Annotated in this window: 20 protein-coding genes; 7 read left to right on the top strand and 13 right to left on the bottom strand. The window is 70.9% G+C overall.

All coding sequences use genetic code 11. The annotated features are described in order from the left end of the window. Position 1: 1 nt before the first annotated feature. The 12 genes from ON27_RS12440 to ON27_RS12495 form a co-directional block, all read right to left on the bottom strand. Positions 2-1,576: an LVIVD repeat-containing protein gene (locus ON27_RS12440; protein ID WP_043724779.1), complete on the bottom strand. Its 1,575-nt coding sequence runs from the start codon at positions 1,574-1,576 to the stop codon at positions 2-4. A 156-nt stretch (positions 1,577-1,732) separates the two neighbouring features. Further along, on the bottom strand, positions 1,733-2,647 hold the full coding sequence (locus tag ON27_RS12445) for a hypothetical protein (protein ID WP_043724898.1): 915 nt from the start codon (positions 2,645-2,647) through the stop codon (positions 1,733-1,735). Positions 2,648-2,693: 46 nt separating this feature from the next. Then, positions 2,694-3,758, bottom strand: coding sequence for a hemolysin family protein (locus ON27_RS12450; RefSeq protein WP_043724781.1), 1,065 nt, complete (start codon positions 3,756-3,758; stop codon positions 2,694-2,696). Next, a complete protein-coding gene (locus ON27_RS12455; RefSeq protein WP_043724902.1) occupies positions 3,751-5,133 on the bottom strand; it encodes a hemolysin family protein in 1,383 nt (460 codons plus the stop codon). Before ON27_RS12455 ends, ON27_RS12450 begins: the two co-directional genes overlap by 8 nt. A 244-nt stretch (positions 5,134-5,377) precedes the next feature. Next, entirely contained in the window at positions 5,378-6,814 is a 1,437-nt protein-coding gene (locus ON27_RS12460; RefSeq protein WP_043724787.1) for a GuaB1 family IMP dehydrogenase-related protein, read from the bottom strand. 53 nt (positions 6,815-6,867) lie between these two features. Then, positions 6,868-7,713: a DMT family transporter gene (locus ON27_RS12465; protein ID WP_043724791.1), complete on the bottom strand. Its 846-nt coding sequence runs from the start codon at positions 7,711-7,713 to the stop codon at positions 6,868-6,870. Positions 7,714-7,717: 4 nt separating this feature from the next. Next, complete coding sequence (locus ON27_RS12470; protein WP_043724800.1) at positions 7,718-9,316, bottom strand: DEAD/DEAH box helicase; 1,599 nt, start codon at positions 9,314-9,316, stop codon at positions 7,718-7,720. 179 nt (positions 9,317-9,495) lie between these two features. Continuing rightward, positions 9,496-10,434, bottom strand: coding sequence for a M56 family metallopeptidase (locus ON27_RS12475; RefSeq protein WP_043724802.1), 939 nt, complete (start codon positions 10,432-10,434; stop codon positions 9,496-9,498). 43 nt (positions 10,435-10,477) lie between these two features. Further along, positions 10,478-10,870, bottom strand: coding sequence for a BlaI/MecI/CopY family transcriptional regulator (locus tag ON27_RS12480; RefSeq protein WP_043690252.1), 393 nt, complete (start codon positions 10,868-10,870; stop codon positions 10,478-10,480). Between the two features lie 71 nt (positions 10,871-10,941). Continuing rightward, complete coding sequence (locus ON27_RS12485) at positions 10,942-11,838, bottom strand: ABC transporter ATP-binding protein (RefSeq protein WP_043724803.1); 897 nt, start codon at positions 11,836-11,838, stop codon at positions 10,942-10,944. Then, complete coding sequence (locus ON27_RS12490; protein WP_043724805.1) at positions 11,835-12,926, bottom strand: FecCD family ABC transporter permease; 1,092 nt, start codon at positions 12,924-12,926, stop codon at positions 11,835-11,837. The genes ON27_RS12485 and ON27_RS12490 overlap by 4 nt, the downstream gene beginning before the upstream one ends. Continuing rightward, positions 12,923-13,969 carry a FecCD family ABC transporter permease gene (locus ON27_RS12495; protein ID WP_043724809.1) on the bottom strand — a complete coding sequence of 349 codons (1,047 nt, stop codon included), beginning with the start codon at positions 13,967-13,969 and terminating at the stop codon, positions 12,923-12,925. The genes ON27_RS12490 and ON27_RS12495 overlap by 4 nt, the downstream gene beginning before the upstream one ends. A 132-nt stretch (positions 13,970-14,101) precedes the next feature. Here ON27_RS12495 and ON27_RS12500 point away from each other — a divergent pair, with 132 nt between their 5' ends. The 7 genes from ON27_RS12500 (at position 14,102) to ON27_RS12530 (ending at position 19,634) form a co-directional block, all read left to right on the top strand. After that, on the top strand, positions 14,102-14,809 hold the full coding sequence (locus tag ON27_RS12500; RefSeq protein WP_043724813.1) for a hypothetical protein: 708 nt from the start codon (positions 14,102-14,104) through the stop codon (positions 14,807-14,809). Between the two features lie 416 nt (positions 14,810-15,225). Continuing rightward, positions 15,226-15,993 (top strand): carbonic anhydrase, encoded by a 768-nt coding sequence (locus ON27_RS12505; protein ID WP_043724816.1) that lies wholly within the window; start codon positions 15,226-15,228, stop codon positions 15,991-15,993. Between the two features lie 99 nt (positions 15,994-16,092). After that, positions 16,093-16,482 (top strand): PaaI family thioesterase, encoded by a 390-nt coding sequence (locus tag ON27_RS12510; protein WP_227955040.1) that lies wholly within the window; start codon positions 16,093-16,095, stop codon positions 16,480-16,482. Between the two features lie 74 nt (positions 16,483-16,556). Further along, positions 16,557-16,859: an urease subunit gamma gene (locus ON27_RS12515; protein ID WP_043724820.1), complete on the top strand. Its 303-nt coding sequence runs from the start codon at positions 16,557-16,559 to the stop codon at positions 16,857-16,859. 50 nt (positions 16,860-16,909) lie between these two features. After that, positions 16,910-17,221 (top strand): urease subunit beta, encoded by a 312-nt coding sequence (locus ON27_RS12520; RefSeq protein WP_043724831.1) that lies wholly within the window; start codon positions 16,910-16,912, stop codon positions 17,219-17,221. A 59-nt stretch (positions 17,222-17,280) separates the two neighbouring features. Continuing rightward, positions 17,281-19,002: an urease subunit alpha gene (locus ON27_RS12525; RefSeq protein WP_043724834.1), complete on the top strand. Its 1,722-nt coding sequence runs from the start codon at positions 17,281-17,283 to the stop codon at positions 19,000-19,002. 197 nt (positions 19,003-19,199) lie between these two features. After that, positions 19,200-19,634, top strand: a complete 435-nt coding sequence (locus tag ON27_RS12530; RefSeq protein WP_043724838.1) for a hypothetical protein — start codon at positions 19,200-19,202, stop codon at positions 19,632-19,634. Positions 19,635-19,683: 49 nt separating this feature from the next. Here ON27_RS12530 and ON27_RS12535 read toward each other — a convergent pair. Beyond that, a partial coding sequence (locus ON27_RS12535) for a YaeQ family protein (protein ID WP_043724903.1) occupies positions 19,684-20,152 on the bottom strand: 469 nt, incomplete at its 5' end.

The raw sequence follows: 20,152 nt of genomic DNA on the forward strand, positions 1-20,152 counted from the left end.
GCTACGATCCGACGATCGACTGCTGATCCGCCGGAGGCGAGTACACCTCGTCGTCCAAGCGCAGCACCATGAATCCGTTGTCCGAGCACGAGACGTAGAGCTGCGAGCCGCGCCATTCCGGCGGCGAGAGACACCAATCGGTGGACACGTCGCCGAAGGCGAGGCGGCCCGTGCGCGGGGTGGTGGCATCCAGCGGGTCGAACTGTCCCTCCAGCACGGCGCGCAGCGCGGAGGGCGTGGTCATCAGCGGGATGCCGATGAGGGAGGCGAGTGCGTGCGGCGAGTTCCACAGACTCAGGTTCTGCCCGGTCCGAGCGGGCGGGTTGTAGTAGGCGATCTCGCGGATGGCGAAAGGATCGCGGATGTCGAACACCCGGATGCCCGAGGAGATCCACCCGCACGCCAGCGCCGTCGGGTTCACCCTGCGGTCCGCCGCGCAGTAGTGCGATTCGTAGGCGAAGGCGGAACCGCCCATGGACGAGCCGATATTGCTGTCGAGGTGCTGGGGCAGGTTGATCTCGAGCTTGATCTTGTTGACCACCTCGGGTGCGGTCTCGTCGGAGATGTCGACGAGTTTGACGCCGCCGGAGCCGCCTTCGTCGACGGTGTAGAGGTAGGGCTTGCCGTCGTAGCTGACCGGGACGCTGTGCTGGGTGGCCCAGCCGTCCGTCCAGAACACCCGGCCGATGTGGTGCACCTGCGGGTTCGGATCGCGGCGCTGTACCGCGCTGATATCGAGGACGGTGAATCCGCCCAGCGCGGAGATGTACATCCGGTTGCCGTCGGGGCTGATGCCGAAGCCGTGCGCCTCGATGCCGGTCAGCCCCTGCCACACCACGCGCGGGTGGGCAGGGTCGGTGAGGTCGACCGCGCTGACGAATCCGGGTGCGATCCCCGACGCCCAGTACGTGTTGCCGTCCGGGGAGAAGCCGCCCTCGTGTGTGGTGATCGGCAGCGGCATCAGCAGATTCGTTCCGGCGCCCGGATTGAGCAGCCGCGGATGCGCGCAATCGGAGATGTCGTAGACCGACAGGTAGCCCACGCCCTCGCCGACCGGGACGCCGGTGCCGACCAGCAGTTTGCGCGCGGTGTTGACCTTGAGGCTCTCCCAGGTGCCCGCGAGCATGGCGGGCTCGGTCAGCGTCACCGTCGGGCGTGGCTGCGCCGGATCGGACACGTCGAGCACCTGCACGCCGCGCCCCTCGCCGAGGAGGTTTCCGGGGAAGAACGAGCCCAGGTAGGCGCAGTGCTCGAAGCTGGTGGAGGTGATGCCCGCCCCGCGCCCGGCGTAGCCGCCGACGAAGGACATATTGCACCGGTAGCCCTGGGTGCTGCGCCCGCTGTCGCGGTCGGCGGCGGTGACATCACCCTGCAGACCGTTCTCGGGCGCGGCGCCCGGTCCGCAGTCGGCGCGGGGGACCGAGGTACGCCCGACGTCGAGGAACTCTCGGACGACGTCGCGGGTCTCCGATCGCGGATCGGCGGAGGCGCCGGCGGGCAGTAGCACGGCGGTGACAATGCCGATGGTGAGCAGCGCCAGCGGCTTGGCACGGCGCAGTCCGGTCACTGGGCGCATCGTCGCGTCCCCCAACTTCGTCTTCGACTTCATCTGGTCAGGGTGACTGGGACAGTCGCCGCTGAACTGACTGAATAGTAGTAAGCCTCGGTAACTTCGGGGGACGTTTCCTCGAATCCCGCAGGGATTCGCGAACTTTTCCGTTCAGCCGCGGCGTCAGCGTGGGCGGACGGATTCCGCGTCGTCGGCTGCCGCCAGCAGTTCCTCGCAGACGAGCAGCAAGGTCCGGCGCAGTTCGGCCGCGCGCTGCGCCAGCGCGACCTGGGCGCGGACGTACTCCGCGCGCCCAGCGGGCGTCTCGATGCGCACCGGCGCGTAGCCGAACTCGGACAGGTCATAGGGGCTGGCGCGCATGTCGAGTTCGCGTGCGGCGCAGGCCGACTCGAAACAGTCCAGCAGCAACTCCGACGGGATCAGCGGAACCAGCTTGAAGCCCCACTTGTACAAGTCCATGTTCGCGTGCAGGCAGCCCGGCTGTTCGCGGCGCAGCTGGTCGGCTCGGGTGAGCGGCTCGGCATTGCGGCCGACAGCCTCCGGCGTGAAGAAGCGGTAGGCGTCGAAATGTGTGCAGCGCAACGACATCGAGTCGACCACCGCGTCGGTGCCCGCCCGTCCGAGGCGCAACGGAACCTTTTGGTGCCGGATGTCGTCGGTGCGATACACCATCGCCCATTCGTGCAGCCCGAAGCAGGACAACTGGGCGGGCCGGGACGCGGTCGCACGCAGCAAACTCGCGACGAACGCGACGGTGTCGCGGCGTTTGGCCAGGTAGGCGGGATCCGCCGAGTAGATGTCCGCCGCGGGCGGCTCGGCATCCGAACCGGCCGCGGCGACCAGGTGATACCCCCGCGCGCCGTGGTACTCGGCGGCATCCGCGAGCGCGATGCCGTACCCCGGGTGCCAGCGGCGCAACTGGGCGGGTTTGTGCCCGTAGTAGGTGAACAAGAAGTCGATCACCGGATGCGACGACCCGCGCGCCCGCCGCTCGAGGTAGGGCCCGACCAACTCGTCCAGCCGGGCCCGGTGGGCGGTGGCACGGGCCCGCCACTGCGCACCGGACAGCACGCGCATGGTCATCGCGCCCCGACCTGCCCGGCGACGCTCGCTGCTCCGGTCGTCATTCGCCCACTCGATGCGTGCCGTCTCGGACGGTGCCGACGAACTCCTCCACCAGATCCTCCAAGGCGACGATGCCGGTGGTGTTGCCCCGCTCGTCCACCACCCGGCCCAGATGGCTGTTCGTGCGGCGCAGCCGCGCCAGCGCCTCGTACAGCGTGGTTCTCATGCCGACCGTGGGCAACGGGCGGATATCGGTGCGCGGAATCGGCGTCCCCGGACCGGCGCTCTCGTCGGCGACCTTGTCGAGCACGTCCTTGACGTGCAGGTAGCCGACCAGCGAGCCGTCGCCCGCCCGCACCGGGAAGCGGGAGAACCCGGTCTCGGCCACGGCGGATTCGGTGTCGCCGAGCGTGGTCCCGTTGCCGCGCAGCGGGATCGATCGGGTCGCGTCCAGCGGCACCATGACGTCGGCGACCACCCGGTCGCTGGTGCCGAGAGCCTGCGTGAGCCGGCGGTGCTCCTCCTCGTCGAGCAGTCCCTCGGAGCGGGACTCGCCGATCATCTCGGCCAGCTCGACCGTCGAGACGGTGGCCTCGAGCTCGTCCTTCGGCTCGATCCGCACCAGGCGCAGCGACAGGTTGGCGCACAGGTTGTAGAACGCGATGAGCGGGCGGGCCAGCCGCAGCCACATCAGGTGCGCCGGCACCAGCAGCAGCGCGCTGCGTTCCGGTCCGGCCAGCGCGATGTTCTTCGGGATCATCTCGCCGAACAGGATGTGCAGGACGACCACGATGGTCAGCGCGATCGCGAACGCCACCGGGTGCAGCAGCTGTTCGGGCAGGCCGAGCAACTCGAACGGCCCCTCCAGCAGATGCGCGACGGCGGGCTCGCCGACGCGGCCGAGCAGGATCGAGCAGATGGTGATGCCCAGCTGCGCGGCGGCGAGCATCATCGAGAGGTTCTCACCCGCGCGGATGACGGTGTTCGCGTTCCGCTTGCCCTGCGCGGCGAGCGCTTCCAACCGGTCGCGGCGGGCGGAGATGAGCGCGAACTCGGCGGCGACGAAGAAGGCGTTGCCGCCCAGCAACACGACGGTGAGCAGGACGCCGAACAGGTCACCCATGGCTGTGCTCCTTGGTCGCGAGGGCGTCGGCGTCGACCGGGATCAGCCGGACCCGGTCGATGCGCCGTCCGTCCATCCGCTCCACCCGGGCGATCCAGCCGCCCTCGTCGTGGCCGTCGGGCACGGTCCACTGCTGCGAGCGGGGATTCGGCAGTACCACCTCGTCGCCCGTGACCGGGATGCGGCCGAGCCGGGTGAGCACGAGGCCGCCCAGCGTCTCGTACTCGCCTTCGGGGGCGTCGTACCCGGTCGCCCGGGAGACCTCATCGATGCGCAGCAGGCCCGAGCAGTCCCAGCCGTCGGAGACGCGGCGCACGTCGCGCTCCTCCTCGTCGTGCTCGTCGCGGACGTCGCCGAGGATCTCCTCGATGATGTCCTCCATGGTGACCAGGCCCGCGGTGCCGCCGTACTCGTCCACGACGAGGGCGACCTGCATGCCGTCGGCGCGGACGCGCTCGAGCACCTCGTCGCCGTCCAGGCTGGCGGGCACGATGGGCACCGGCTGAGCGAGCCGGTGCAGGGGGAACGTCCGGCGCGCGTGCGCGGGGCGGGTGAAGGCCTGCTTGACGTGCACGAAGCCGAGAGTGTTGTCGAGGTCGCCGTCGATCACCGGGAAACGGGAGTAGCCGGTGCGGCCCGCCGCGTCGATCAGATCGGCGATGGTGTCGTCCTTGTCCAGCGCTTCGATCTTCACGCGCGGAGTCATCAGTTCCTCGGCGCTGCGCTCGCCGAATTGCAGTGAGCGATCCATCACCTGGGCGGTGGGCTGGTCCAGCGCGCCGCGCAGCGCGGAGGTGCGCACCAGGGAGCCGAGTTCCTGCGGCGAGCGGGCCGAGCGCAACTCCTCGGCGGGCTCGACGCCGAGCCTGCGGACCACCCAGTTGGCGGTGCCGTTGAGAAAGTGGATCATCCACTTGAACACCACCGAGAACGCGATCATCGGTCCGGCCGTCACGCGGGCGGTGGCCAGCGGCTTGGCGATGGCGATGTTCTTGGGCACCAGCTCGCCGTAGATCATCGACAGTGAGGTGGCCAGGATCAGGGCCAGCGTCAAGGCGACGCCACTGGCAGCGGTCTCGCTCAGCCCGATGCCGGTGAACACCGGATTCAGCAACCGGGCCAGCACCGGCTCGGCGATGTAACCGGTGACCAGTGTCGTGATGGTGATGCCGAGCTGGGCGCCCGACAGCTGGAACGACAGGGTGCGATGGGCCTTGCGGACCATTCGGGCGCGAACGTCACCGGTGCGGGCGTGCGCCTCGACGGTGCTGCGTTCCAGAGCGGTGAGGGAGAATTCCGCGGCGACGAACAGGGCGGTGCCGACGGTGAGTGCGATGAACCCGATGAGGCTGAGCGCGGTGAGCGCGATGGACATCGTCAGCACCACCTGGGCGGTGCCGGGAGACAGCCTGTGCGGAATGGGACTACTGCGGGGAGGGGAACGCCGGGATGGTCACCCGGCTCGGTAGAGGAGCCCTCCTGTACGGCGCCCTCGGACGCGGGTGACAACTGGATCCTTTCGCAAACGAGTCGTGGTGCCGGTGTCCGGCAACCACCATGCTACCGGCCCACGTGCCGAGGGGCGTGGGCCGGTGCCGGTGTGCTTCGCGTGTCGGCGTTCACCAACCGCTGGGCAGCGGGCGCCCCTCGGCGAATCCGGCCGCGGACTGCACGCCGAGTACGGCCCGGTCGTGGAATTCGGCGAGCGTGCGGGCCCCCGCGTACGTGCACGCGCTGCGCACGCCCGAGCAGATGTGGTCGAGCAGGTCCTCCACGCCGGGACGCTCAGGGTCCAGCCGCATCCGGGAACTGGAGATGCCCTCTTCGAACAGCGCCTTGCGCGCGCGGTCGAATTCGCTGTCGGAGGCGGTGCGGGCGGCGACGGCCCGCTTGGAGGCCATGCCGAAGCTCTCTTTGTAGGCGTTGCCGTCACGATCGACACGCAGGTCGCCGGGGGACTCGTAGGTACCGGCGAACCAGGAGCCGATCATCACGTTGGACGCGCCGGCGGCCAGTGCGAGTGCCACGTCGCGGGGATGGCGCACGCCGCCGTCGGCCCAGATGTGCACGCCGAGTTCCGCGGCGGCGGCCGCGCATTCGGCCACCGCGGAGAACTGCGGGCGTCCGACGCCGGTCATCATCCGCGTGGTGCACATGGCGCCGGGCCCCACGCCGACCTTGATGATGTCCGCGCCCGCCTCCGCGAGATCCCTGGTGCCCTCGGCGGAGACGACGTTGCCCGCGACCAGCGGGACGCCGAGGCCGAGATCGCGAACCGCGGAGAGGGTTTCGAGCATCTTCGCCTGGTGACCGTGCGCGGTGTCGATGACGAGCAGGTCGGCGCCCGAATCCACCAGCGACTTGGCCTTCGCGGCCACGTCGCCGTTGATGCCCACCGCGGCCGCCACCCGCAGCTTGCCGGTGGCGTCCACGGCGGGCTGGTAGATGCCCGCGCGCAGGGCGCCGGTGCGGGTCAGCACCCCGGCCAGGGTGCCGTCCTCGGCGGTGAGCACGGCGAAGTCGGCGTGCTCGGCGTGCAGCAGGTCGAACAGATCGCGGGGGGTGGTCGTGGCGGGGGCCCGCACGAAATCGGTGACCGCGACCTCGCGCAGCCGGGCGAAGCGGTCGACGTCGGCGCAGGCGGCCTCGGTCACCACGCCGACCGGGCGGCCCCCGTCGACCACCACCACCGCGCCGTGGGCACGCTTGTGCATGAGCGCCACGGCCTCGGAGACCGAGCGGTCCGGGTCGAGGGTCACGGGGGTATCGGCGGTGAGCGAGCGGCTCTTGACGAAGGCGATGGTGTCGGCGGCCGCGGTGATCGGCAGGTCCTGCGGCAGGACGACGAGACCGCCGCGGCGCGCCACCGTCTCGGCCATTCTGCGTCCGGCGACGGCGGTCATGTTGGCCACGACGATCGGGATGGTGGTGCCGGACCCGTCGGTAGTCGACAGATCGACGTCGAAGCGCGACGCGACATCCGTCCGGTTCGGGACGAGGAACAGATCGTCGTAGGTCAGGTCGTACGGCGGCTGATGACCGGGGAGAAAGCGCACTCGACCGATCATAACCGGGAGCCGACCGGCGCGGGCTCTTCTGCGCGCGGGTCTCAGGCGGCCGCTTGGGAGCGCGACAACGAGACGGCGGCGCAGCCCATGACGAGCACCGCGCCCGCGACGACGACCAGCCCGGCGGCGTCGGTGCGCAACCGCTCGTCGAGCACGGCGAAGCCGATGAACGCGGCGGCCAGCGGCTCGGCGATCGTGACGGCGGGCAGCGACGCGGTGAGCGGCCCGGCTTGGTAGGCGCGCTGTTGCAGGTACACGCCCGCGCCGCCGGCCGCGATGAGCGCCCAGGTCTGCCACGCGCCGAGCACGGCGCCGAGCCCGTGCTCGAACCGGTCGGTCACATAGGAGGTCAAGGCGGCGGCCAGCCCGTAGAGCGCGCCGCTCGCGGCGCCGACCAGCAGCGCCCGCCACCGCGGGTCGCGCGCGGCGAAGCCCGCGGCCGTGGCGGTGGCGAGCAGGGCGAGCAGGATGCCCAGCGGCAGGAGCCAATCTCGCAGCGGCGCATCGGCCTCGCCGGCGGTCGGATTGCCGACGAGCAGGAAGCAGGCCAGCGCGGCGGTGAGCGCGAGGGCGGTCGCCCAGGTGCGCGGCGCGACGCGGCGGTGGTTGAGCCGGGCGGACAGCGGCAGCGCGAAGACCAGCGCGCTCACCAGAATCGGCTGCACCAGCAGGACCGCGCCCAAGGCGAGCGCGGCGACCTGCATGGCGTATCCGCCGGTGTCCCCGACGACGCCCGCCCACCAGCGGGGGTTGCGCAGCAACGCGCGTACCAGCGACTGGCCCTCCGGTACCGCGGCCGCCGCGCGCTGCTGCGCGACCGCGGCGACCGCGAACAGCAGCGCCGCCAGCACGGCACAGAGGGCGGCGGCCGCCGGATGGGTCGACACCGGCCTAGTTTGCTAGGCGATTGCTTCGGTTCGAAGGCTGCTGGGTTCGCACGGCGCGTCGCCGGGTCCGGCCGGGCGTGTCGCCGGAGGCGGGAGCCGCGGCGCGGCCGGAGAACCCGCCTGTCGTGCCCGAATTGCGAGCGGATGCGCCGTTGCCCGACGCGGCGACGCGCCCTCCGGTGTTGCTCGTGGCGGGTTTCGCGTTGCCTCGGCGACGGGCGGGCGCGGTGGCCGATTCACCGGCGCGGCCCGACCCGGTGGCCGACCGGCCTCCGGATTGCTTCGCCGAACCGCCACGGCCACCGGCCGCTGTCGGCTCCCCGCGCCTGCCCGGCTTGCGTCGCGCGGGCTTCGCGGGGGCCGTGGCCGCGGCGGAGGCGGGCGCGGCTGCCGCCGCGAGCGGAACGCCGGAGGGGCGGCGAGCGCCGGTGATCTCGATCAGCCTGCGGTCGCCGGGGCGGACCGCGACGCCGTCGATCTCGACGCCGGCCTTGCGGGCCATCGACTCGACCTCGCGGCGCTCCTCGTCCATCACCAGGGTGACGACCACGCCGTCCTCGCCCGCCCGGGCGGTGCGCCCGGCCCGGTGCAGGTAGGCCTTCGGCTCCGGCGGCGGGTCGACGTGCACGACCAGGGAGATCCCGTCGACGTGGATGCCGCGCGCCGCGACGTCGGTGGTGACCAGCACCGGCACCGATCCGTCGGCGAACGCGGCGAGGGTGCGGGTGCGGTTGTTCTGCGCCTTGCCGCCGTGCAGCGCACCCGCGGCGATGCCCGCGCCGCGCAGCTGTTTGGCGAGCCGGTCGGCGCCGTGCTTGGTGCGGACGAACATGATGGTCAACCCGTCGCGGGCGGCGATCTCGGTGGCGACCGCCCGCTTGGCGACCTTGTCGCCGACGTACAGCAGGTGGTGCGACATCGTGGTGACCGACGCCGAAGGCGGCGCGGTGGAATGCGTGACGGGGTCGCGCAGGTAGCGCTTGACCAGTTTGTCGACCTCGCCGTCCAGCGTGGCGGAGAACAGCAGGCGCTGACCGTCGCGCGGCGTGCGGTCCAGCAGCTTGGTCACCTGCGGCAGGAAGCCCATGTCGGCCATGTGGTCGGCTTCGTCCAGCGCGGTGATCAGCACGTCCGACAGGTCGGCGGACCCTTGGGCGATGAGGTCGGCGAGTCGCCCGGGCGTGGCGATGAGCAGGTCGACGCCGCGGGCGAGCCGATCGGCTTGGCGCTTGATCGGCGCGCCGCCGACCACCGAGGCCACCCGCAAGCCGAGCGCGAGCGCCGGTTCGTCGAGCGCCCGCTCGATCTGCGCGGCCAGCTCGCGGGTCGGCACCAGTACGAGGCCGCGCGGGCGGCCGGGCTTGGCCGAGGCGCCCATCAGGCGGGCCAGCATCGGGAGGCCGAAGGCCAGAGTCTTCCCGGAACCGGTCGGCCCGCGGCCGAGCACGTCCTTGGCGGCGAGGACGTCGGGGGCAGTGGCGGCCTGGATCGGGAACGGCGTCTCGATGCCGTCGCGTCGCAGTGCCTGCACGAGCACGGCGGGCAGGCCCAGGTCCGCGAAGGTCGCGGTGGGCGCCGCGGCGACGGTGGTCGAGGGGGTCACGAGGTGGGTGTGCCTTTCGTCGCACGGCGCATTCGGCAGCGAACGCGCTGTTCGGTGGGATGGAGAGCGGTGCGCGATGCGGTCGACCGCGCTGCGGCTCGGGTCGTGACGCGTGCCGCGTGGAACGAGAGGGGCGGCCGACCGGAGTGGACCGAGTGTCCAGGATACGTGCTCGCGAGTCAGCCGTGGAACAGCCGACTCAGCTCCACCAGCCAGGGTACGGCCACCGCCAGTGTCGGCACCACCAGGATGGCGGCGGAGCCGAGATAGGCGGCCGCGGCGATGCGCACGTCACCGATCCGCTCGCTGAGCCGCTGGATGCGGATGAGGGTGGTGGGCCCGCCCGCGGCGAGGGCGCCCTGCGGCGCGGTGGATTTCGCGCACGCGACGAGGGCGCGGGCCAGCGGCTTGGGCCCGGTGACCTTGACGGCCGAGTCGTCGGCGAGCAGTTCGATGAGCAATTTCACCGAACCCAGGGCGGCTTTGCTGCGCACCACGCGGGGAAACGCTTCGTGCACCGCCGTGAACGCCTCCAGCACCAGATCGTGCCGTGCCCGCAGGTGGGAACGTTCATGGCTGACGATGGCGGTGATCTCGGCGTCGGCGAGGTTGGTCAGCGTGCCCTCGCTGAGCACGACGCGCTGGCGCAGGCCGGGCAGGCAGTAGGCGATCGGTTCGGTGGCGGCCAGCACCCGGATGTCGGCCGCGCGCCGGTACGGACCGCTCTGGTCGAGCAGGTCGACCAGCATGCGGTGGCGTGCCCGCCGCCTGCGGGTGTGCACGCCGACCCGGACGACGGCGTAGATCAAGCGGGCGCCGACCAGCAGCGTCAGCGCGAAGACGAACACGTACGCCAGCCACAGCGGCAGGCCGAGGGCGTCGATCTCCCGGGTGGGCGCGGTGGTCGGGCGGCCGTCGGGGCCGGGCACGAGCAGCTCGGCGGCGATGGCCAGCCCGGATCCGAACGCGCTGAGTACGGCGGCGAGCGCGATGGCCTGCCAGAGCACCAGCGCTGCGCGGGGCGTCCGATACGTCCAGGTCGCCCGGCTGAGCAAGGCCGGAGCGGGCCCCGCGAGAAGCAATGCGAGTCCGGCGAAGACCGGCGCGGTTGCGTTCATCGACTCAGCTCACTGCGTTGTGGGGCCAGGGCGCCCGAGAAGTCTACTGCGGCGGTGGCGGCGAGTCCTCGGTTGCTTCGAGCTTAGCGAGTGCTTCGCGCAGGGCGGCAGCCTCGTCCTTGCCGACCTGTTCGACGAAGTGCACCAGCGCGGCGGCGCGGCTGCCCGCCGCGTCGGCCTGCTGCAGCGCGTCGACCATCAGACTGGCCACGAGCTCGTCGCGGGTGTGCACCGGGGCGTAGCGGTGCGCTCGGTCGTCGCGCCGCTGTACCACGAGGTTCTTCTTCGCGAGGCGTTGCAGCACGGTCATCACCGTGGTGTACGCGAGCTCACGGCGTGCGGCGAGCGCCTCGTGCACCTGCCGGACCGTTTGTGGTTCGTCGGCCGACCACAACTGGTCCATGACCGCTTTCTCGAGTTCACCAAGACCTGCCATCCCACAATTTTAGGTACTCAACGACGCCGATGCGTACTACAGGGTGTCGTAACCATGAAATAGCTGGTGTGTCATTTCTCATAGCGCGCGGTTTCCGGTGCCGTCACGGCCGGTCCGCCCGCCTTTCCGCGTACGTGCCTCGCGCCGATCGGCACGATCATCGGCCGCCCCGACACCGGGTCCTCGAGCACCGTGGCCGCCAGGTCGAACACCTCGCGCAGCAGTGCGACCGACACCACCTCGTCCGGGGCGCCCGCGGCGACGACGCGCCCGTCGTGCATGACCACCAATTGGTCGCTGTAGCGGATCGCGAGGTTGAGATCGTGCAGCACCATGACCACGGTGCGTCCGAGATCGGCGTGCAGCCGGTCGACCAGGTCGAGCACCTCGATCGAGTGGGCCAGATCCAGGTAGGTGGTGGGCTCGTCGAGCAGCAGGATGTCGGTGCCCTGGGCCAGCGCCATGGAGATCCAGGCGCGCTGGCGCTGGCCGCCGGAGAGTTCGTCGAGCGCGCGGTCGGCCAGGTCGGTGATCCCGGTTTGTTCCAGCGCGGTCGTCACCTCGGACTCGTCGGTCCCCGACCACTGCCGGAACCAGGACTGGTGCGGGTGGCGTCCGCGGGTGACCAGATCGGCGACAGTGAGTCCCTCCGGCGCGACCGGCGACTGCGGCAGCACGCCGACGATGCGGGCGACGTCCTTGGTCTTCATCGTCGAAATGGCCTTGCCATCCAGCAGGACCCGGCCTTCCCGCGGGCGCAGCAGGCGGCCGAGCGAGCGCAGCAGGGTGGACTTCCCGCAACCGTTGGGTCCGATGACGGTCGTGACCACGCCGGGCGTGATGGTCAAGCTCAGCCCGTCGACGACCACCCGGTCGCCGTAGCCGAGCGTGACGGCCTCGGCGCCGAGCCGGTGTCCCGGTGCGCTCGTCTGCGAGGCGTCGGGGGTGGTGATGTCCGCGATCGTCATGACAGCGTCGCCTTCCGGTTCATTCGCACGAGCAGGTACAGCAGGAACGGGCCGCCCGATGCCGCGGTCACGACGCCCACAGGCAGGTCGACCGGGAACACCGTGCGGGACGCGACATCCGCGCCGACCACCAGGATGGCGCCGAACACGGCGGAGCCGACCAGCGGTTCCCCCGGGGTGCGCAGCAGGCGTCGCGCGATCTGTGGCGCGGCGAGCGCGACGAAACCGACCGGCCCGACCGCGGCGGTGGCCACCGAGGCCGCCACGACGGCCGCACCGATCAGGATGGCCTGCTGGGTCTGGATGCGCACCCCGAGCGCGCGCGTGGTGTCCGAACCGAGGCGCAGCGCGGCGAGGGTGCGGGCGGAACCGAGCGCGACCAGCGCGGCGACACCGGCGGCGACGGCCGCGGGCGCCAGATGCGCGGCGTCGGCCGCGTTGAGCGATCCGTTCAGCCACAGCTGCGCGCGCTGCGCGTCGATCAGGCTGGCGCGAGTGAGCAACCAGCTGATGCCCGCCATCAGCAGGGCGTTCACGCCGACGCCGATCAGCACCAGGCGCAGCCCGGTGGCGCCGTACCCGCCGGTGGCGGTGCGCCCCCAGGCGAGCAGGTAGATGGCCGCGGCGGTGAGCAGGCCGCCCGCCAGCGCCGCCAGCGGCGCGCCGACCGAGGCGGCCAGCCCCGTGGTCGTACCGCCGGTGGTGACCAGCACCGCGACCGCGCCGAAGCTCGCGCCCGTGGTGATGCCGAGCATGTCCGGCGCGGCCAGCGGGTTGTGCAGGATGGACTGGGTGATCGCGCCCGCGAGCCCGAGCGACAGACCGACCACGAGCGCGGTGAGCGCGCGCGGCAGCCGGGATTCCAGCACGATGAACCGCTGCGCCCTGGTGCCGCCTCCGGTGAGTACGTCCACCACTCGCCCGAGCGGCAGATGGGACTCGCCCACCGCGATGTCCAGGCAGAAGAGCCCGAACGCCAGCACGGCCAGTGCCGCGACGATCAGCACCATCCGTGGGCGCAGTACCGCCGACACCGGACCGACGCGCAGTGCGGGTCGCGCACTCGCGGTTCGCTGCGAGATCGTCACAGGTTCACCAACTTTCGCCGGCGGACGAAGGCGAGGAAGAACGGCACGCCGAGCACGGCCAGCATCGCACCGACCTCCAGCTCGCCGGGCCGGGCCACCAGACGCCCGGCCACGTCGGCGACCAGCAACAGCAACGCGCCGAGGATCCCGGAGTAGGGGATCAGCCAGCGATAGTCCGGTCCGGAGACCCGGCGCGCCAGATGCGGGACGACCAGGCCGAGAAAGGCGATCGGCCCGACCGCCGCGGTCGCCGCGCCGGCCAGCAGCACGATCGCCGCGAGTCCGAGTGCGCGGCTGCGGCCGATGTGGACGCCGAGCCCACGCGCGACCTCGTCGCCCAAGCCGATCAGATTCAGTCCCGGCGCCGCCACCAGCGCGAGCGTCATGCCCGCCACCAGGAACGGCAGCACCTGCCAGAACACCCCGGCGTCGCGACCGGCGACCGAGCCGATCACCCAGAACCGGTAGGTGTCCAGCGCCGACGCGTCGAACAGGACGACGGCGTTCGTCATCGCCTGCAGGAACGCGGTGACCGCCGCGCCCGCCAGCACCAAACTCAGCGGGCTCGCCTTACCCGCGCCCACGGCCGACGTGCCGAACACCACCAGCCCGGCGATCAGCGCTCCGGCGAAGGCGAACCAGATGTATTGCTCGGGTGCGGTGAAGGCGAACAGATACACGCTGAGCGCCGCGAGAAACGCCGCGCCCGCGTTGATTCCGAGCAACCCGGCGTCGGCGAGGGGGTTGCGGGTGTAGCCCTGGATCAGCGCCCCGGCGATACCGAGAGCCGCACCGCAGACCAGTGCCAGCGCGGTACGGGGGATGCGCAGTCCGCGCACGATCTGCTCCTCGGTGGAGCCCGCCGCGCAGGTGAACGGGCCGCCCGAGCAGGTGAGCGCATGGCGCACGGCGTCGTACGCGATGTCCGGCGGAAGCGAGCGCGTGCCGACCGCGACGCCGGCGAGTACGGCCAGCAGGAGCAGGGTGGTCGAGACGAGAAGTCCGGAAAGACGTCGCCTCCGCACGGTGTCAAGGAAGGTCACAGCGACGAGGTGCTCCTGAATCAGCGGTACGGTTGCTAAGAATGGTAAGCCTAACCTATCTTTCGCTGACACAACGGGCATGGCCGATTGTCCGCCGCGCCGCGCGACGGAGCCGACTCCTGAGGAGGTCCGATGACCGAGCTCATCACCACGCCGCACCGATCGACGACGGCCTTCGGCCGCGCCTGTGCCCGGCTGCGCGCGCTGCAACCGGAGCATCCGCGGGTGTACGCCGTCGCCGCGATGGCGGAGCAGGGTAAACGGCGCTGGTGGCAGCTGTCGGACGGAGTGCGCGAGGGGCGCGTCGAGCTGATGTACCGGCGGCACGCCGCCGAGATGATCAGCGCCGACATCGCGGCGGAAGTGGTTGCCACGGCACTGATCCACGCGATCGTCGGGCGAGTGGTCGCACTGCTGGTCGCGGAGGGGCGGGCATGGGACCCCGGGTTGGAGAATCTGTGGATCCATACCGACAACGACGGCGGAATCGACTGGGCCGGACTGTCCGACACCACGATTCGCGTCCTCGACGGCGACCCGCTGGCCGGCGGGCCGGGTGTGGTCGCCCTGCCCTGTCCGGAGGCGATGTACGTCTGGCTCGCGCATCGCTGCGAGTCGGCGCTCACCGTCGTCCAGCGGAACATGGCGCGCTGCTCCGGTTTGAGCGCGCGCCGGTTCTGGTCTCTCGTCGGTGAATCCGTCGCGGGCGCTTCCACTTACGTGCCGGATCTGGCTCGAACCGATTCCGCCGCCGGGGTGCGGCGCGGACAGGGCCTGCTGGCGGCCATGGCCGTGCGCGGCCTTCCGGTGCGCCGCTCGGGGTATTGCTTAGTTAGGTAAGCCTGACCTATACTTGTAACCGGCGTACGGATCGCGCGTGAGTCCCGAGGGCTGCGGTGACCCCCGATCCCGTGCCGCGGCGGGCTCCACTTCACGTGGGGCCCGCCGCTCTGTTCTCCTGTGAATTATGTCGCGCCGTGCGGCTCTGGCGCGCCGTCACATCGCGGATCTACGCTGTCGCCGACACGAACGCCGAAGACCCGGAACAAGAAGGGGATTCGGCGTCCGGGCCGTCGTCGGCAGGTCACCCCACGCCGCGAATCCGCCCGGTGGCGTGTCGCGGTCATCGGTGCGCACCGTCGCGCGCCACATCCGAGTCCCGATGACGCCGTGGGCGTTGCCGTACCGGCGTTTCGCGGGTAGTTCGAGGGGTTGCCGACTTGCCCACCATCAGACCGTCCCGTCACCGTTCGATCGTGGCCGTACTGGCCGCTGTCGCCGCGCTCGCGTTGCCCGCCTGCGGTTCCGGCGAGCCGATGGCGCACCCGGCCGCATCGCCCCCGCACTGGGATTACGACGCGGACGGGCCCGACCATTGGGCCGAGCTGGACCGGGACTACCTGACCTGCAAGAGCGGCCGTCAACAGTCACCCGTCGACCTGCCCGTTCACGCCCGGCTCGAACCCTCCGAGCACATCACCATCGACTATCACTCGGTGCCCTCGGTGACTCTGCGCAACAACGGACACACCGTGCAGGCGAATCTACCCTCGGGCAACGGCAATGGCGTAGTGATCGACGGAGTGCCGTTCGAGCTCGCGCAGTTCCACTTCCATCTGCCGAGCGAGCACACCGTGGACGGCGTGGGCACGACGATGGAGGCGCACTTCGTGCACAAGAGCGCGGCGGGCGGGATGGCCGTCCTCGGGGTGCTGCTGGAAACCGCGCCGGAGCCGTCGGCCTTCGCGCCGATCCTCTCGGTCGCGCCCCAGGCGGTGGACGCCGAGACCGTCGTGCCGGGCCCGATCGATCTGCGAGCGATGCTGCCGAGTGTCACCGATCAGTACCGCTACCAAGGCTCGCTCACCACCCCGCCGTGCAGCGAGGGCGTCTCGTGGACGGTGCTCGGCAGTTCGGTCGCGGTGACCGCTGCCGAAGCGGAGCGGTACCGCGCGCTGTTCGCGCACAGCAATCGGCCGACGCAGCCGCTGAACGGCCGCGCGGTCACCGTGGCAGGAGGATGAGGCCCCCACGGTGGGCGGCGCGGGCTGTGCGACAGTGAGTACATGACACAGCAGGAGACCCAGCAGGTCGGCTCGCTGGCGGATGTCACGCCCGAGCAGATGAACGCCTACAGCGAAGGCACCTTCGCCGACCTGATCGGCCTGCGCTACACCGAGCTGAGCCCCGACCGCGTGCGCGGTGAGTGGGTCGTCAAGCCGCATCTCTACCAGCCCGCGGGGATCCAGAACGGCGGCGTGTACTGCACCGTCATCGAGACGCTCGCCAGCATCGCCGGCGGCGTCTGGTTCGGCGACCAGGGCACGGTGGTCGGCGTGAACAACAACACCGACTTCCTGCGCGCGGTGCGCGAGGGCACGCTCTCGGGCGAAGCGACGCCGCTGCATCGCGGCAGGCTGCAGCAGCTGTGGCAGGTCGTCATCACCGACGAGGAGGGCCGCACCGTGGCCCGCGGCCAGGTGCGGCTCCAGAACCTGCCGCGTCGTTCCTGATCTCGTCCGGCGACGGCGGAACGGGCGTGCCAGAATGTCCGTCACCCGCCACTGCGAACCGGTGAGGAGCCCGGATGCGACTGTCACCGCACGAGCAGGAGCGCCTGCTGCTCAGCTACGCCGCCGAGCTGGCCCGGCGCAGGCAGGCCCGCGGACTCAAACTGAACCACCCGGAGGCGGTGGCGCTGATCACCGACCACGTGCTGGAAGGCGCGCGGGACGGCCGCACCGTCGCCGAGCTGATGTCCTCGGGCCGGACGGTCCTCAGCCGCGCCGACGTGATGGAAGGCGTGCCGGAGATGATCCCCGACGTCCAGGTGGAGGCGACCTTCCCGGACGGCACCAAGCTCGTCACCGTGCACCACCCGATCGGTTAGGCGGGCGGGATGCGCTACCTGTGCTTTCCCGGGGCGGACGGAGGCCCGGCATGATTCCCGGCGAATATTTCTGCGCCGAGGGCGTCGTCGAATTGAATACCGGCGCGGATCGTCTCGAACTAGACGTGGTCAACACCGGTGACCGGCCGGTGCAGGTCGGCAGCCATGTGCACTTCCCGCAGGCGAACGCGGCGCTGGAGTTCGACCGAGCGGCCGCGCACGGCCGCCGCCTGGACATCCCGGCCGGGACCGCGGTGCGCTTCGAACCCGGTCTCGGACAACGCGTCCGGCTCGTGCCGCTGGGCGGCGCCCGCGAGGTCCACGGGATCACCCTGACCCCACCGGGCCGTCTCGATGACTAGTGCGAGTGCCGAAGCGGTGCGGAGGGTCTTTCGTAGGCGGGCTCAGGAGGTAGGACGCGATGAGTGAGCTGAGCCGGGCGCGGTATGCCGAACTGTTCGGGCCGACCACGGGCGACCGGATCCGTCTGGCCGACACCGACCTGCTGATCGAGATCACCGAGGACCGCAGCGGGGGACCAGGGCGCGCGGGCGACGAGGCCGTGTTCGGCGGCGGCAAGGTGCTGCGGGAGTCCATGGGACAGTCCCGCGCGACCCGCGCCGAGGGCGCCCCCGACACCGTGATCACGGGCGTGGTGATCATCGATCACTGGGGAATCATCAAAGCCGACGTCGGGATTCGCGACGGACGGATCAGCGCCATCGGCAAAGCGGGCAACCCCGACACCATGACCGGCGTGCACCCGGACCTGGTCGTCGGCCCGTCCACCGAGATCATCGCCGGGAACGGCCGGATCCTCACCGCGGGCGCGATCGACTGCCACGTGCACTTCATCTGCCCGCAGCTGCTCGAGGAGGCGCTCGGCGGCGGCATCACCACCCTCATCGGCGGGGGTACCGGTCCGGCCGAGGGCAGCAAGGCGACCACCGTGACGCCCGGCGCGTGGCATCTGGCGCGGATGCTCGAGGCCACCGACGCCTGGCCGGTGAACATCGTGCTGCTCGGCAAGGGCAACACCGTCAGCGCCGAGGCCATGTGGGAGCAATTGCGCGCCGGGGCATCGGGATTCAAGCTGCACGAGGACTGGGGCTCCACGCCGGCCGCGATCGATGCCTGCCTCACCGTGGCCGATGCGGCGGGTGTGCAGGTGGCGCTGCACTCCGACACGTTGAACGAGGCCGGTTTCGTCGAGGACACTCTCGCCGCGATCGCGGGCCGCGGCATCCACGCCTACCACACCGAAGGCGCAGGCGGCGGGCACGCGCCGGACATCATCACCGTCGCCGCCCATCCCAACGTGCTGCCCAGCTCGACCAACCCGACGCGTCCGCACACCGTCAACACCCTCGACGAGCACCTGGACATGCTGATGGTGTGCCATCACCTGAGCGCGTCGATCCCGGAGGATCTGGCCTTCGCCGAGAGCCGCATCCGCCCCTCCACCATCGCGGCGGAGGATCTGCTGCACGATCTCGGCGCCATCTCGATGATCGGCAGCGACTCGCAGGCCATGGGCCGCATCGGGGAGGTCGTGCTGCGCACCTGGCAGACCGCGCACGTGATGAAGCGCCGCCGCGGCGCGCTGCCGGGCGACGGCGCCGCCGACAACGCCCGGGTGCGGCGTTACGTCGCGAAATACACCATCTGCCCGGCCGTCGCGCACGGCCTGGACCACGAGATCGGTTCGGTCGAGGTCGGCAAGCTCGCCGACCTGGTGCTGTGGGAGCCCGCCTTCTTCGGCGTGCGCCCGCATGCGGTGCTCAAGGGCGGGGCGATCGCCTGGGCCGCGATGGGCGACGCCAACGCGTCCATCCCGACGCCGCAACCGGTGCTGCCGCGCCCCATGTTCGGCGCCGCCCCGGCGACCGCCGCCGCGACCTCGCTGCACTTCGTCTCCGAGCAGGCGATCGAGGACGGCCTCGCCGACCGGCTGCGCGTCCAGCGCAAACTGGCGCCGGTCCGCGACGTCCGCCGCGTGCGGAAGACGGACCTGCCGCACAACGACGCCATGCCGCGCATCGAAGTGGAGCCGGACACCTTCACCGTCCGCATCGACGGTGAAGTCTGGCGCGAACAGCCCGCCACCGAACTGCCCATGGCCCAGCGCTACTTCCTTTTCTGAATCCGCCGAACCGGCTCGGCGGCCTCGACCCCTTGCTCCGCGAGCCTGCCGAACCCCGTGCGGGGACCGCCGCTGGGTGCCAACTCGAACGGTAGGCATCGAGGTGCGGCGGGCGTATAGTCCGGAGGCCCGGTTCTGGAGTGGTGGGAGGCAGTGTGGCTCGGCTAGAGGAGTGGGGGATGCGGCGGCGAGTGGCCATGGGCGTCGTCGGCGCGGTGACGCTGCTGGCTGCGATGTTCGGGACCTCGGCAGCCGCACCACTGCCGTCGGACAGCGGATCGGCCGGAGCCCAGGGCTCGGGAAGGACGGTCACCCTGAACGACTATTGCCAGGACCACGGCGCCGTCGGTCGCCTGGCCGACGGTCGTACCGTCTACTGCACCCAGGTGCAGCGCACCGACGCATTAGTGTGGTCCTACAGCCGCGATCCGATCCCGCTCGATCCCAACACGCGCGATTACACCTGCGACAGCACTGCCTGCCGGCGAGCCGACGGCGCCGCCGTTCCGAACTATCAGCGCTGCGGTCTGCTCTGCGGCGAGCCTCCCACCAGTGGAGACATCCAGAGCGGCCTGCACGACTGCTTCGAAACGGGAGCCGAATTCGAAGAATGCGAACGCCGGATCCGATGAGTCGCGCCGCGCCGGCGCAAGGACGGGGCGTGTGCGAGGCGCGACACGTTCATCCGAGCCGGTGCTCGTGGACCGAGGCGCTCGACCCGGTGCCGTTGAGGTCCAGGTAGAGCAGACGCTCGGTGACCGACAGGGTGACGGTGTTGCGCCGCTCGATCGCCGTGACGGCGGAATCGATGAAGTCGCGATCGAAGCTGTAGAGCGGGATGGTTTCGGCGCGATGGATGCGCTTGCCGGTGAGTTGCGCCAGCACCTTGGCGGAGTCGCGGTGGGTGTAGACCGCGACGCGGTCGGCCAGCTTGCTGCCCCGGTGCACGCGCTCGGCGTCGGGTGCGCCGACTTCGATCCAAGCGGTGAGGCGTCCGGTGAGATCGCGCACCAGCACCGCGGGTTCGTCCGTGGAGGAAACCCCGCCGTCACTGAAGGCGATGCCCTCTTCGTACTCGAGGCAATAGGCCAGCACGCGCGTCAGCATGAATTCGGCTGATTCGGACGGATGTCGCGCCACCCGCAACTCC

The organism is Nocardia asiatica NBRC 100129 (assembly GCF_000308415.1).
Classification (GTDB): domain Bacteria; phylum Actinomycetota; class Actinomycetes; order Mycobacteriales; family Mycobacteriaceae; genus Nocardia; species Nocardia asiatica.